At 37.4% G+C, this 14720-nt stretch carries 14 protein-coding genes and 1 tRNA gene; 4 read left to right on the top strand and 11 right to left on the bottom strand.

What is annotated here, in order from left to right:
* The first annotated feature begins 4 nt into the window (after positions 1-4).
* Positions 5-157, top strand: a complete 153-nt coding sequence (locus ABD692_RS08460) for a DUF2256 domain-containing protein (protein ID WP_344766192.1) — start codon at positions 5-7, stop codon at positions 155-157.
* A gap of 31 nt (positions 158-188) precedes the next feature.
* Here ABD692_RS08460 and ABD692_RS08455 read toward each other — a convergent pair whose 3' ends face one another.
* On the bottom strand, positions 189-1613 hold the full coding sequence (locus ABD692_RS08455; protein WP_344766190.1) for an aminotransferase-like domain-containing protein: 1425 nt from the start codon (positions 1611-1613) through the stop codon (positions 189-191).
* Positions 1614-1731: 118 nt separating this feature from the next.
* On the opposite strand from ABD692_RS08455, the gene ABD692_RS08450 reads away from it, so the two are divergent.
* The 3 genes from ABD692_RS08450 (at position 1732) to ABD692_RS08440 (ending at position 5548) form a co-directional block, all read left to right on the top strand.
* Positions 1732-2628: an EamA family transporter gene (locus ABD692_RS08450; protein WP_344766188.1), complete on the top strand. Its 897-nt coding sequence runs from the start codon at positions 1732-1734 to the stop codon at positions 2626-2628.
* 779 nt (positions 2629-3407) lie between these two features.
* Entirely contained in the window at positions 3408-4592 is a 1185-nt protein-coding gene (locus ABD692_RS08445) for a 4-hydroxybenzoate 3-monooxygenase (RefSeq protein WP_344766186.1), read from the top strand.
* A gap of 233 nt (positions 4593-4825) precedes the next feature.
* The gene (locus ABD692_RS08440) at positions 4826-5548 is read left to right on the top strand and encodes a helix-turn-helix domain-containing protein (RefSeq protein WP_344766184.1); all 723 of its coding nucleotides are present in this window, start codon (positions 4826-4828) and stop codon (positions 5546-5548) included.
* A gap of 263 nt (positions 5549-5811) precedes the next feature.
* On the opposite strand, the gene ABD692_RS20945 is transcribed toward ABD692_RS08440, so the two are convergent.
* The 10 genes from ABD692_RS20945 to ABD692_RS08395 all read right to left on the bottom strand — a co-directional run bounded on the left by ABD692_RS20945 (position 5812) and on the right by ABD692_RS08395 (position 14696).
* On the bottom strand, positions 5812-6096 hold the full coding sequence (locus ABD692_RS20945; RefSeq protein WP_425567330.1) for a GIY-YIG nuclease family protein: 285 nt from the start codon (positions 6094-6096) through the stop codon (positions 5812-5814).
* Between the two features lie 47 nt (positions 6097-6143).
* Positions 6144-6223, bottom strand: a tRNA-Leu gene (locus ABD692_RS08435).
* 86 nt (positions 6224-6309) lie between these two features.
* A complete protein-coding gene (locus ABD692_RS08430; protein WP_344766182.1) occupies positions 6310-6600 on the bottom strand; it encodes a DUF3817 domain-containing protein in 291 nt (96 codons plus the stop codon).
* Positions 6601-6867: 267 nt separating this feature from the next.
* Positions 6868-7407, bottom strand: a complete 540-nt coding sequence (locus ABD692_RS08425) for an iron-sulfur cluster co-chaperone HscB C-terminal domain-containing protein (RefSeq protein ID WP_316763706.1) — start codon at positions 7405-7407, stop codon at positions 6868-6870.
* A 75-nt stretch (positions 7408-7482) separates the two neighbouring features.
* Positions 7483-8799 carry an RIP metalloprotease RseP gene (rseP, locus tag ABD692_RS08420; RefSeq protein WP_344766179.1) on the bottom strand — a complete coding sequence of 439 codons (1317 nt, stop codon included), beginning with the start codon at positions 8797-8799 and terminating at the stop codon, positions 7483-7485.
* A gap of 28 nt (positions 8800-8827) precedes the next feature.
* The gene (locus ABD692_RS08415; RefSeq protein WP_344766177.1) at positions 8828-10015 is read right to left on the bottom strand and encodes a 1-deoxy-D-xylulose-5-phosphate reductoisomerase; all 1188 of its coding nucleotides are present in this window, start codon (positions 10013-10015) and stop codon (positions 8828-8830) included.
* A 296-nt stretch (positions 10016-10311) separates the two neighbouring features.
* Complete coding sequence (locus ABD692_RS08410; RefSeq protein ID WP_344766175.1) at positions 10312-11811, bottom strand: GH3 auxin-responsive promoter family protein; 1500 nt, start codon at positions 11809-11811, stop codon at positions 10312-10314.
* A gap of 85 nt (positions 11812-11896) precedes the next feature.
* The gene (locus ABD692_RS08405) at positions 11897-12724 is read right to left on the bottom strand and encodes a hypothetical protein (RefSeq protein ID WP_344766173.1); all 828 of its coding nucleotides are present in this window, start codon (positions 12722-12724) and stop codon (positions 11897-11899) included.
* The gene (locus tag ABD692_RS08400) at positions 12721-13689 is read right to left on the bottom strand and encodes a glycosyltransferase family 2 protein (RefSeq protein ID WP_316763720.1); all 969 of its coding nucleotides are present in this window, start codon (positions 13687-13689) and stop codon (positions 12721-12723) included. Before ABD692_RS08400 ends, ABD692_RS08405 begins: the two co-directional genes overlap by 4 nt.
* A 53-nt stretch (positions 13690-13742) precedes the next feature.
* Entirely contained in the window at positions 13743-14696 is a 954-nt protein-coding gene (locus ABD692_RS08395) for a glycosyltransferase family 2 protein (protein WP_316763723.1), read from the bottom strand.
* Positions 14697-14720: the final 24 nt, after the last annotated feature.

The following is a 14720-nucleotide window of genomic DNA, read 5'->3' as shown; positions in this document are numbered from 1 at the left end:
GAAGATGAAAGCAGTTAAAAAGGAAAATCTGCCCTCCAAAATCTGTGCAAATTGCGAGAAGCCGTTTACTTGGCGCAAGAAGTGGGAAAAAGTGTGGTTGGAAGTAAAATATTGCAGTGATAAATGCAGAAGCAACAAGGGTTTATCGAATTGCTAAAAAAACAGTTAGATCGATTTTTAGAAAACCACTATTTAGCTTTTTGAACCATGCTAGCAAGACTACCTAAAGTTTTCAGTTTAAACTTTAATTCTTCGGTCCAGGGTAAACCTATATTTAAGCGCATACAATTTTCAAACTGGTTCTGCAGGGTAAACATTCTGCCTGGTGCAATACTGATCTTATGTTTTATAGCCAGGTTATAAAGATTTAAGGTATTAGTTCCTTCAGGCAACTCTACCCAAATGGCCAAGCCTCCCTGTGGCCTACTGGTTTTGGTCCCAACCGGAAAATATTCGGCTATAGCTTGTACATAATTTTGGTAATTGCTATATAATGTTTTGCGTAGGCTACGGAGATGATGCTCGTATTTGCCAGACTTAAAGAAATTCCCCACTGCTTCCTGAATAAGTGATGTTGAGGAGATGGAATGGATAAGCTTCAATTTTAGCAGCTTGGCTTTGTATTTTCCTGGAGCAATCCAGCCAACTCGAAATCCTGGCGCCAAAGTTTTGGAAACCGAACTGCACCAAAGCACATTTCCATCAACATCGAAAGATTTACAACATTTAGGGCGGTTCGTCCCAAAGTAAAGGTCTCCGTAGATATCATCCTCAATGAGTGGAATCTCGCTGGCAGCCAATAGGCTAACCACTTTTTCCTTTGCTTCATCTGGCATGCAGCTTCCCATGGGTGTATTAAAATTAGGAACCAATAAACAGATGCTTATTGTAGGAATTACTTTTTTGAGTGCATTTACATCTATACCAGTAACTGGGTGTGTCGGAAGTTCAAGCACCTTAAGTCCCAAACTAATAATCAGTTCGAGGGTGCCAGGAAAGCAGGGACTCTCCACGGCAATGGTATCCCCAGGCTTTGCCAAGGCCATTAGACAAAACGAAAGTGCATTCATTCCACCATTGGTGGTAACGATATCATTTTCATCAAGATTCCCACCCCAGGCGGGAGAGCGAGCGGCAACCATTCTCCGCAATTTCAAATTTCCTTGCAAAGGCTCATATTCCGTTCCACCACCTTTTAATGCCCGCGTAGCTAGGATAATCTCTTTTTTCAATTTCGCGAAAGGCAAAAGATCGCCCGATGGCACGCCAATGGAAAAAAGGGTAAGGTCGGCACTCCCCATATTTGAATATACTTGTGTAATAATCTCATCAGGTTCTGTGTCGGTGGCAATGAGGGATGGGTTGCTCGATTGAGAAAGTGGTAAGTTTAGTTCAGGCCTATTGGTTACATAATAACCTGATTTTGGCTTAGACTCGATTAGTGACAGACCTTCAAGTTCTAGAAATACACGTTTTGCGGTATTCATACTAATATTGTGTTCTTCACATAGCTTTCTAACGGAAGAAAGCTTTTCCCCTGGTGTAATAATACCGTTTTTAATTTGATGCGCAATACGCTCAACTACCTCATTATATAAGAAAACCTTTTCCATGCTCTAAACTGTGTCCATTCAAATATACAAATCTGATACTGTAATAACTTAGTTCTTCTGGTTAATATTGCACATCCAAAGCTTACAGCTAATGCTGGATATTAAATTTATTTGATTAATGAAAAACCTAAAATATTATCTGGCAGCTATTCTCGCTTTCTCGATATGGGGAACTTTTAGTTTAGTTTTAAAACCATTGCACGCTTACTTTGCTCTTGATATTTTGTTTTATCGCGTATTCAGTTGTGCAATATTGATGTCAATCATATCAATTCTTTTCAAACGCAAGGCGATGAAAGAGAATTTTGAGCATTTTAAAAGATTACAAAAGAAAAAAAGAAATCAAATTATTGGCTTGAACATTGGAGCCAGTATCTTTTTAACGATCAATTGGTTCTCCTTTATTTACGTAATGAACCATATTAATGTACGTGCAACTTCAGTAGCCTATCTTATTTGTCCAGTTCTGACAACTGTGCTAGCTTACCTTTTTTTACGGGACAAACTGGAAACAAGGCAATGGTTCGCTGTATTTTTAAGCTGTATAGGATGTATTCTACTTTCCTACTCTAACCTGATCAACATGTTTTACAGTGGAATAATTGGGCTTAGCTATGCTTGTTATCTGATCAGCCAAAACAAAAACACTGGCTTTGATAAGTTCCTGACCTTGAATTTTCATATTGTGTTATCGGCAATTACCCTATTACCATTTTATCCATACTATTCAGGTCCTTTGCCTACCCAAATAAACTTCTATTTTTATGTAGAAATCATAGCTATTGTTTATACAATTATCGCATTGTTCTTGAATTTATATGCTTTAAGTGGAATTAGTTCATCAAAAGTTGGAATGATCCTTAATTTAAATCCCATTATTGCCTTCATGCTATCCGTTGTTGTATATCATGAGCCACTAGGCGTAATTCCAGTTGTCGCTTACAGCATCATCCTGATCGCTGTTATTATTTTTAATAGTGATAGCTGGTTTAAGTCGATTGGCTGGAAAATTTAACACCGTAACAAGTAATACGCTCAAACAACTGGTAACAGCAAATTAAAAATATTGATTCTGGGCGAAAACCATAATTTAGTTAATCCATTAATTTACTGATCTTATATTTTTCATAAAAATGAATTTTAAGCCAAAACTTGGTGGCTGAAATCATTTATAGAATAAAAAAGCCTTAACAATCAAGTTGTTAAGGGCTTAAATTTAATGTACCGATCAGCGGGAGTACTTTCAATATTTAAAAGCGTTTTTACTGCTTATTGAGCCTATAGTGGACGATTTAAAATTGAAAGGATTTATATAATTTCGAGCCAAATTTTAGAAATTACTTCAGCTAAAAACGCTTGACTGGGAAACTTTGAACCGAAAAACTTGACATTCTATCTGGTAGTAATTTATCCCCAAATTTCCTGTAATTCAAATTATCAAAAACTCATTATCAAAAATTAAATATTTCATTTGATTAATGGAATGAGTTTATGAGAATCTACGAAAAAGGCGAAGGTCAGCAGAATAAAAGTAAGCGACTTCGCAAACTATAAAATTCCTAAGTCCTACCTCCCAGAAACTTATTAAATAACGAGGGAATAGTGATATTTTACGTCTACCCTAGTTATAGTGCCTTCATAGATTGAATTTGCTCCGTAGCATTTAGCATCAGTGAATAGTCCAAGTAAAGCCGTGAATTGTTAACTAATCGCCTATTTATATCAGTGACCTTTGTAATGGTTTAAAAATACATGGCAATCATGTAAATCAAAAAAGAATTAAGACTAGACAATATGGAAACAGATAAAAAAAACATGAAAACTACAGTTGCAATTATAGGGGCAGGTGTGTCGGGGTTAACGCTCGCCACTTTCCTGCAAAAATCAGGAATACCTTGCATTGTGCTAGAAAGACGTGATCGTGCATACATTGAAATGCGGCAGCGTGCCGGCGTTGTTGATGCCCGTGCGGTTCGCATGTTCGAGCAATGGGAGTTGGCAGACAAGCTTCTTGCAGGCCCTGTCGCAGGGACAATAAATTACTGCCTAAACGGCTCAGATCGTATTTTCGAACTTGCCGGAGATGACGGAAGTGGGAGCCGTTTTTGTACTCAGCAAATGCTTGTAGGAAACCTGATGAGGGAACTTCTTGACAACATGAACGGTGATGTTCGCTGGGATGCTAAAGATGTCGCAATCCATAACGAAGAAGGTCAACAACCACACATAAATTATATAGATGAAACCGGCACGCATGAAATTGTCTGCGACTATATCGCCGGCTGTGATGCCGACCTCGGGGTGAGCCGGGCATCTATCCCGGATGGCATTTTAACAAAGTATACCCATGAATTCGGTTATGCCTGGTTGGCTGCGCTTGTTGAAGCACCTGTTACAGGGCATTCTATTATGGGCGTTAGTAACTACGGCTGTGTTGCGCAATTACCTCGTGGCCCTCTTAGAAGTCGTTACTATCTGCAGTGTGCATTGAGCGATAATGCCCAGGATTGGCCAGACGAAAGGGTTTGGGACGAGATCCGTCTGCGGTTGAATGATCAGACTGTTCAGAATGCGGTAATCCATGATAAGTTTTTCGTTCCATTACGATCTGTAGTTCATGCGCCAATGCAATACCACAACCTATTTCTTGTAGGTGATGCCGCGCATCTTGTACCACCGACAAGTGCAAAGGGAATGAACCTTGCGCTGTACGATGTAGATATTCTTTCTCAGGCAATTGTACGTGCGGTACGCGACCATAATATTGATGGGCTTACAAACTACTCTGATACCGTATTGCCACACATCTGGAACTACCAGGATTTTGCGGTGTGGATGACAGACATGATGCATGATGCCGGAGATCCTGCCCAAAACGGAACCTTTCGACAAATGACTGCGCGTGCCCGTCTAGATAATTTATTCAGCTCTCCAACAGCGGCAAAGCTCCATAATGAATACCAACACGGTTTAAATTAAAATCTATACATAGTTCGGTGGACAGGTGATTTGTCCACCGCTTTAACCGCTTTATAGCAGATTTATTTATTATTTATGCCGACCTTTAATGTAATGAGCAAAAATTTGAAAATACCGGTTCACCGCATGGACGATTGGTTTTCAGGCATCTATCTAAACCCTTTGGCATCGACCATTCAGCCGGGCAGGGGTATAAAGTCTCGGAGCCCCATCGGCACGACTTCTACTACTGTGTGCTGGTAGATAAAGGAAGCATGGAAATGGAAGTTGATTTTAAAAAAGTTCGGCTTATTGATCAAACCCTTTTTCTTTCCTATCCAGGTCAGATACATCAAATCAATTCCGCACGAATGGAGCATGGCTGGTTTTTAGCCTTTGATCCATCTATGCTGGATGAACAGCTTAAAAATATCCTGGATCAATGTTTATCAGAAATTATACTTACGCCTTTATCTCCTGAGCAATCTACTGGCCTCTGCATTTCAATGGATAACCTTTTTGCCATTTATAATGACCCGCAACATATGTTTCGGCAAGCCATTACGCAATCAATGGTTACTGCCCTTATCTATCAGCTCGCCTCAATCTACCTATCCATGGAACGCTTCAGTCTAATCAGACATTCAGCAAGAAGTATCGAAATTACTAAAGCATTCAAACAAGTGCTTCGTCATCATCTCAAAACCATCCGTCGGGCATCCGAGCTCGCTGAAAAAATGAATATCACAACGAGCTATCTCAATGATACTGTTAAAGCAGTTACCGGTTTTTCGGTCACCTATTATATTCAACAAGAAATGATGCGGGAAGCGCAACGGCTATTATACTATTCCAGCCTTTCTGTGAAGGAAATTGGGAATACCTTGGGATTTGAGGATGAAAAATATTTTAATCGCCTATTTAAAAAAGTGATTGGCATTTCACCTGGAGCCTTTAGGAAAAAAGCTACTAACTAATTCCAAAAATAATATTAGCTTGTTTCTCGATAAACGGTGGAATAATGATAATAGATTACGCAAATACAATCCGTTTTGCAACCTATAATTCCAAGTCATGATATGAACTTTCTAAATGTAATTTGACTGTAAAATCAAAAGGGATCTCTAAGAAAAAATGTACCCAGTGCTGGTCCCGATAGCCTTCGGGACGAACCGGCAAGGTTTCCCACAGGTGTTTGAGACCAGCGCGTCTACCACCCCGATAGCCATCGGGGCCGCCGTCATTGATACCTTTCTCTTAATTTTGTAATGATATCAGGGTACTTCTTCAGATTTTCAATATATGGAACACTCTTCATTTTTTTAATATGGGTTTCGATAGATCTTGCCTGTTGATAATTTAAATCCGTAACCGAAAAGAATAGCAGCCAATCATCAGTCTTTGCTGTAAAACTATCTTCAAAGTCTCTATTGACATGTTGGGCTAGTCGCTGCGATAAATCATTGCAGCTCCCAATGTAAAATCTATTCAGATTTTTTGAATATAAAATATAAACTGATGCCATAACCAAGAATAAAAAAAGCCTTAGAAGAATCTAAGGCTTTAGTCAAGTACCCAGTGCCGGAGTCGAACCGGCACGGTTTCCCACAGGTGTTTGAGACCAGCGCGTCTACCAATTCCGCCAACTGGGCATTAATGTGCGGGGCTGCAAATGTATATAACGAAAGCCTAAATCGCAAAATTATTTTAAAATAGATGTTAATCTACTGTAATTCAACTACAATGCTCGTTCATCTTTTAATTTCCGATCTACAACGAAAGGCATAAACGGTAATAAAGAGGCTAAGAAAATTAAAACAGCCTTACCAAACTTCCATTTTTGCTCTTGCCAGGCTAACACCAAAAGTGCAGCATAAAGCACAAATAATAAACCATGTGCCCAGCCTGTATATTTTACTGCCAGAGGCATATCTGCATAATATTTTAACGGCATGGCTACAAATAGCAACAGCAAGTAAGAAATGCCTTCTAAAACGGCAACTTTTCTAAAAATGGAAAGTGAACTCATGTATCTGATTGTTTGTTCGAAAGTAAGGCAAACAAGCTGACTAACAAAAACAAAAAAATGATTTTACAATCAGCTGTTATTGAAACTTCAATAGCGCTTTAAGGTACATGCCCGCAATCGTAACACGTAAACTAATTAATTTATTTACATTGCTTAGCTCATTGCATATCGATCGGATGTCCATCCGTAGCTGAGCCCAGTCCTAGGGCATGATGATTGCATTTTAAGGCATATATTATGCATACATAGTTTTCAACTGCAAATCATCTATATTTTAGGAAGTTTCTCCCTAATTCGGTTAATATATTTTTGACGGTAAAAAATATCCTTTATTGAAACCAGCATTATTTCAGATTCTAATGGATTTTGATCAAACTGATTTATTAATTGATTTAATTCATGCTCCAGGTCTTTCTCAATTGAATCAACATTGTTTCGTACCTCCTTTAATTTCTCCGCATCAGGCTCAAATTCCAGATCCATTAAGGCTTCATTTACATCCATCATATCCATTAAAAAAGACTGAGGTAATTGATAGCCTTCATCGGTTTCAACAATGCCTTTTAATTCCAAAACATATTTTAAACTCTTTTTAGGATTGCTTAAAACCTGATAGGCCTTGTTATTCAAGGTAGATAAATCTAAAACTTCCTGTTGCTTCTCTTCGCTTTCGTTGGCATAAAAATCGGGGTGAAACCGTTTACTAAAAGCGTAGAATTTTGCTTTCACCGCATTTAAATCAGGATTAAACTGAATCGGTAATTCGTAAAACTCAAAATAATTAGGTTGTTTTTTTTGCTCACTCATGGGGTATAAATTAAAAAACCGCAGCCATTAAGAATTCGAGATTCTAATAGCTGCGGCAATTATATAAAATTGGTTTTACTTACCGAATATTTTTAAAATATCATTACCAAAAGCAAACACCATTAAACTAATCAATATCACAAAACCAGCAATTTGGGCTTTTTCTAAAACTTTTTCGCTTACAGGTTTGCGCTGTACCATTTCAATTAAAAGAAATACCACATGACCACCATCTAAGCCTGGAATTGGCAATAAATTCATAAAAGCCAACGCCATAGAGATTAAACCAGTTAAGGTCCAGAATTTAACCCAATCAAATGTACCACCATAAACTTTTGCAATACCAATCGGGCTGCTAATGTTACGTGCACTAACTTTGCCCGTTATCATTTTGCCAATGCCTTTGGCATTATCCATAAACGTACTCCAGGCCATGTTTGCGCCAATTGGTAGTGCAGCAAACAAACTATAGTTAATGGTTTTGCGTTTAATTTCATTAAAGTGACCGTAGAAACCAATTGCTCCCGCAGTATCAACTGTAACGTTTAATTCCAATGGTTGCCCGTTTCTGTCAATCGAAAGGGCTACAGTTTTACCTTTTTTCTTCAACACAAGCGGTTTCACTTCATCCTGATAAGTAACAGGAACACCATCAACAGCGGTAATTCTATCGCCAACCTTCATTCCAGCTTTTACTGCGCCATAGCCACTCATAAGGCTGTCAACAATGCTTTTTAAGCGTGGTTCAGCAAACAAGCTTTTCCCATCAGCTACTTTATTTAGGAAATCATCTGGAACTTGAATTTCGATTGTTTTATCACCACGAATAACCGTAAGCATGGTATTTCCCATTAAAACTTTCGAACTTTTTAATTCTTCGAAACGGATTACCTTATTTCCGTTTATTGCTAAAATTTTATCGCCATTTTTTAAGCCGATATCGGAAGCGACTTTACCTACCTGAATACCGTTTACAACTGCACTATTAGGCGTAAAAGTTTCTCCGTATTTAAATGTAAGCATCCAAAAAATAATGATACCCACAATAACATTAACGATAATCCCCCCGAGCATTACAATTAAACGCTGCCATGCTGGTTTAGAGCGGAACTCCCAAGGTTGAGCTGGTTGAGCCATTTGCTCGGTGTCCATACTTTCATCAATCATTCCCGCAATCTTAACATAACCACCTAACGGCAACCATCCCACTCCATATTCTACATCTCCTTTTTTGAAACTAAAAAGTTTAAAACCCCATGCATCAAAAAACAAATAAAACTTTTCTACCTTGATACCAAATGCCCTGGCTGCCAGAAAATGCCCTAATTCGTGTAATATTACCAATATAGACAATCCGAGCAGCAGTTGCCCCGCCATAATCAATCCATTCATATTCTATTATAAAATTTTATGTTAGATGTTAAAATATACTTTTTGTTACTAATTCGGCCGCTAAGATACGGCTATGTTTGTCAGTTTCTAAATAATCGTCTAATTGTGGGTTTTCAACAAAGTTAATTTCCTCCATGCAGCGCTCAATTACATCACTCATTTCCAGGAAACCAATCTTATCGTTCAAAAATGCCTCTACCACAATTTCATTTGCAGCATTTAAAATACAAGGCATATTCCCTCCTTTTCTTAACGATTGAAACGCTAATTCCAAATTTCTAAACGTTTCCATATCGGCTTTTTGAAAGCTAAAACTTGGGTAATCCAAGAAGTTAAAACGCTTAAAATTGTTTTTTAGCCTATCGGGGTAATTAATTGCATATTGAATCGGCAATTTCATATCTGGTATGCCCATTTGCGCTTTCATCGAACCATCCGTAAACTGCACTATAGAATGAACGATAGACTGTGGATGAACAATTACATCAATTTGCGCTACATCTAAACCAAACAGCCACTTAGCCTCGATTACCTCTAAGCCCTTATTCATTAAACTAGCAGAATCGATGGTAATTTTGGCGCCCATAACCCAGTTCGGGTGTTTTAAAGCTTGTTCTTTTTTAACTGTGGCTAAAAAATCTTTGTTTTTACCAAGAAAAGGGCCTCCCGATGCGGTAAGATAAATTTTTTCGATTTCGTTTTGCTCCTCGCCTACCAAACATTGAAAAATTGCCGAGTGCTCGGAATCTACAGGAAGTATTTTAACCTGATTTTCGATTGCTAATTGCGTAACTAATTCGCCCGCAACAACTAAGGTTTCCTTATTGGCTAAAGCTATGTTTTTACCAGCGTTAATTGCCGCCATTGTTGGTTTTAAACCTACTGAACCCATTAAAGCGGTAAGTACAATATCACCTTGTGGATAAACTGCAACTTCAGATAAAGCATCTTCACCCGCTAAAACTTTAATATCAAAAGAAGATAAAGCACTTTTAACCTCTAGATATTTGCTTTCATCACAAATTACCACAGCCTCAGGCTTAAATTCTTTGGCCTGTTGAATAAGTAATTCTGAATTCTTTAATGCAGATAATACTGAAACTTTAAAGATTGCAGGGTTATCCCGAATTACTTCGAGCGCCTGCGTACCTACGCTACCTGTAGAGCCTAATATTATAATTCCTTTAGGCGATTGTTGTATTGATATATTGTTCAATTGTTATTTCCCTGTATTAAATTAATATTTTCATAAAGCTCAAAATTATTTTTTTGCTCTATTTGAAAAGCAGGTTATTGCTTATCGGTTCCGAAAGCCCCGCTGTCCGCTTCAATCTTTTTTAACTGCTGTCATGCGGATAAACGAGGCATCCTTTTCATCGCTTGCAAATGCTTCGTTCCTCAGCATAACAGTTATTGACGGTTGCTGCAATAAAAAAGTATTTTCACTCCCATCGGGTTTATAAAGCAAACGAATTCGCCTTTTTGGATCAACCAGCAATAGGGAGAGATTGATTAAACAATGTATCTACCTAATTCATCGGCCAGCTTCCGATCATTACTTAATCTTGGTACCTTATTTTGCCCGCCTAATTTACCTTCGCTTTTCATATAATTAACAAAAGCATCTTTTTGCAAAGTACGTATTATTAACGGTTGCAAAATGTTTCCCTCAATCAAATCGAAATAGTAAATATTTTTTTTCTGCAAAGCCTCATCTACCTTTTTGCTAAACGCTACCATATCTTTTGGGGCAGAAGAAAACTCTACAAACCATTCGTGGTAAGGCAACTCGCCTATGTTTGGATTAACCTGCGGTGCAACCGTAAATTCTGTTATTTCTACTTTTTCTTCGTTTGCAACACTTAACAAAGCGTGCTCCACTTCTTCCCCTATTACGTGTTCGCCAAAGGCAGATATAAAATGCTTTATACGTCCTGTAACTACAATTTTATATGGATTTTTTGAAACAAACTTAACCGTATCGCCAATGCTATAGCCCCACAAACCTGCATTAGTATTTAAAATTAAGGCGTAATTAGTGTCTAATTCAATTTCGCCAAGCGACAATCTTGTCGGATTATTATTGTGATACTGATCGGCAGGAATAAACTCGTAAAAAATACCAGCATCAGCTAGTAATAATAAACCTTTATCTTTTTGAGAATCCTGATAAGCAATAAAACCCTCTGAAGCGGGATAAGTTTCTATAGCATCTATTTTCTTACCTATGCTTTGTTCAATCTTAGCTCTGTAGGGTTCGAAATTAACGCCGCCATAAATAAAAAGGCTAAAATTTTTAAAAATATCAGCAATCTTTTTACCTCCCGACCGCTCTGAAAGCTTATCGAAATACATTTGAACCCACGGTGGAATGCCAGAAATCAGCGTCATGTCTTCGGCGATGGTTTCTTCAACAATCGCATCAACTTTTTCTTCCCAGTCTTCTATAATATTAGTTTCGTAAGATGGCAAGCGATTTTTCTGCAAATACGCAGGAACATGATGCGCTACAATGCCTGACAATCTGCCTACGTTAATTCCGTTTTTAACATTTAAAACAGGACTTCCCTGAAGGAAAATCATTTTCCCATTAACAAAATCAGTTTTACCAGTTTCGTTAATATAAGTAAGAATAGCATTTCGAGCCGCCTTTATATGTTCTGGCATCGATTCTTTAGAAAGCGGAATATATTTTACGCCAGAAGTTGTACCTGATGTTTTGGCAAAATAAAGGGGTTTGCCTTTCCAAAGTACATCCGCTTCGCCAGCTACAACCCGATCAACGTAAGTTTTTAAACCTTCGTAATCCTGTACAGGCACATTTTTCTTAAAATCGGAATAGTTTTTTATTTCCTCAAAATGATGATCTTTCCCAAAAGCTGTTTCTCGGGCACTTGTTACCAGTTTCGATAAAATTTTGGCCTGTGCGGCTACGGCATTATGCTTCCATTTATTAATTTGCCAAACTGCAAATGCTGCAAAGGGTTTACTTAATGCTGCTTTTAACCCCATAGTACCCCAAGCCCTAAAAGGGCTTCTCCTTTCTAACGTTAATATTTATTTTTTTAATTATAATCAGCATGCTATTATAATGAATTTAAACGATGTTATGTAAAATATCAGGATGCTCATCTCCTTTGTATTCGCTTGATATTTTACGATACGCTACCGTTAGCGCAACACTCGATAAAGGTACAATGATAAATGAACTCAAAATATTAACAATAAACGCGATGAAAGGTAATTGCAGATAATTCAATAAAAGGTATATCAAATAGCCTCCACCCAAAATCATGAGCAATAATAGAATTTTAGTGAAGTTTCCTTTAGTTGTTGCTAAACTTAACTTAATCGATTCAAAAGGTGCAGAACCTTTATCTAAAATGAAAAACGGAAAGAAGGAAATCCGTAACCAGGTTACAAAAATAGCTACCAACGCAACACCAATTGCAATGCTTGTTATTGTTTTACCTGTAGCAGTAAAATCTTCTACCCAACGGATATCAACCAAATAACGTAAAACAGGATCTAAAATCCAAAGTATAGGCACCAACAACATCCCAACAAACAAGATACAGCCAACAAAATAAAGCGTTGCTACTAAAAATCTTATAATCTGGTGTCTGGTTGGCAAAGTACCCACAATTGTAACCTCTTCGTCTTCATTATCAATTAAATGAAAAATGTACTTAAACAAAGAAAGGTTAATGGTAAAGTACAACATGATAAAAATAACGACCATGAAAAAGCTTAAAACACGACTTACGTCTTTAATAAAAAAAGCCATTAAACTTGATGCACTTGCTGTAATAAACATTAAAAAACATAGCGTAGCTATAGAGAAATAATGTTTTTTAGTAATGCCCCAGGCTTTTTGAATTACATCGTTAACGGCAAACGTACTTTCTTTTAGATAATTTATCATTGTTGTTTGAATACCACTCTTTTAAATAAATCTTGTATAAACCCTAAGCCATAAGCTGTTAATTGGATAAACGAAGATATAATGCTCAAAAATGCAACTTTTACAGCTTTATTTACAGACCAGGAGTGAAAAAATATTAACAAAAAGTATAATAATACCAGAAAATCGAAAATATACGCCAAAGGCGGATAAAAGATATTCAATAGCACTGTTGTGATCATACCAATGGTTGCAACTGCTGGAAAAAAATGAATCAATTTCAACTCTTTTGGGAAGTGTTTATAAATATTAATTCTAGCCCTGCCAAAGAAGTGCAGTTGCTTGTAAAACTGTATGAAGCTTGTTCTTCTTTTATGGTAAACCTTTGCATCAGGAATTAAACCAATCTTAAAACCATTTTCATGAATGCGGATACTGTATTCTATATCTTCGCCTAAGCGGGTTAAAATAAAGCCGCCTACCTGTTCCCATACCTGTCGGGAAACCCCCATATTGAAACTACGTGGATGAAACTGACCAACGTGCTTTTTATTTCCACGAATGCCACCTGTTGTGAAGGGCGAGGTCATAGAATAACTAATTGCCTTTTGAACTGGCGTAAAGCTTTCGTGCGCCGCATCGGGGCCGCCATAAGCATCTAAATGATGCTCGTATAAATAATTTTTAACCGTTTCGAGGTAATTTGCAGGAATAAGGCAATCAGAATCGAAGATTACAAAATAATCGCCCTGCGCCTTTTCAAACCCAAAATTACGGGCAAAGCCTTGTCCAGCATTTTCCTTAAAGTAATATTTTACATCAAGCTTATTTGCATAACTTTCTACAATTGCTTTTGCATCATTTTTAGAACCATCTTCTATAACCAAAACTTCAAACTGTAAATAAGTTTGTTTAGTTAAGGTTTTTAAAAGCTCGTTAATTTCTTGCGGGCGATTATAAAGCGGAATTATGATGGAGAAAAACATGTACTGGAGCTAAAAGCTAAAAGACCAAAGCACTTTTGCCTTAGTCTTGTAGCTTATTTAAGTTCTTTTTCGATTAAATATTGATTTCTTTCGGGTGCATTTCGGGTTACCAATTCTGCAACAAAACCTGTTAGAAACATTTGCGAGCCTACAACTATAGCAACCAGTGCAATGTAAAACAAAGGCTGATCGGTAATTTCGCGTTTATAAGGAATATGGGCAGCAATGTGATAAAGTTTAACACCAATCATCCACAAGGCCATAATCGTTCCGATTAAAAAGCTCAAAACCCCCAAAGAACCAAAAAAGTGCATCGGGCGCTTACCAAATTTACCAACGAAAAATATAGAAAGTAAATCTAAAAATCCATTTATAAACCTGCTGAAACCAAATTTGGTGGTACCATATTTGCGAGCTCTGTGCTCTACAACTTGCTCTGCAATTTTACCAAAACCTGCCCATTTCGCAATTACAGGTATGTATCGATGCATTTCGCCATAAACCTCAATTGTTTTCACCACATCGCTTCTGTAAGCTTTTAAGCCGCAGTTAAAATCGTTTAATTCAATTCCACTCATTTTTCTTGTGGCTGCATTAAACAATTTGGTCGGAATGGTTTTAGTAATTGGATCGTAACGTTTCTTTTTCCAGCCAGAAATTAAATCAAGTTTTTCTTCTTTAATTCGGCGGTAAAGTTCAGGAATTTCATCAGGACTATCTTGTAAATCGGCATCCATTGTAATAATTACATCACCTTTAGTGGCTTCAAAGCCAACATTTAAAGCTGCAGACTTACCATAGTTTCTACGGAATTTAATGCCTTTAATCGCATCATTCTGTAGTTTCAAAGATTCTATAACTTCCCACGATTTATCGGTACTGCCATCATCAACCAATACAATTTCGTAGCTGAAATTATTTTCGTTCATCACTTTAGCAATCCATCCCGTTAATTCGGGTAAAGATTCGTCTTCGTTATATAAAGGTACTACTACTGATATATCCATGTATGAGTATCAAGATTTGAGTAT

Source organism: Pedobacter ginsengiterrae (genome assembly GCF_039537385.1).
In the GTDB taxonomy this organism is placed as follows: Bacteria; Bacteroidota; Bacteroidia; order Sphingobacteriales; family Sphingobacteriaceae; genus Pedobacter; species Pedobacter ginsengiterrae.
This window is presented reverse-complemented; position numbering and strand designations above follow the sequence as displayed.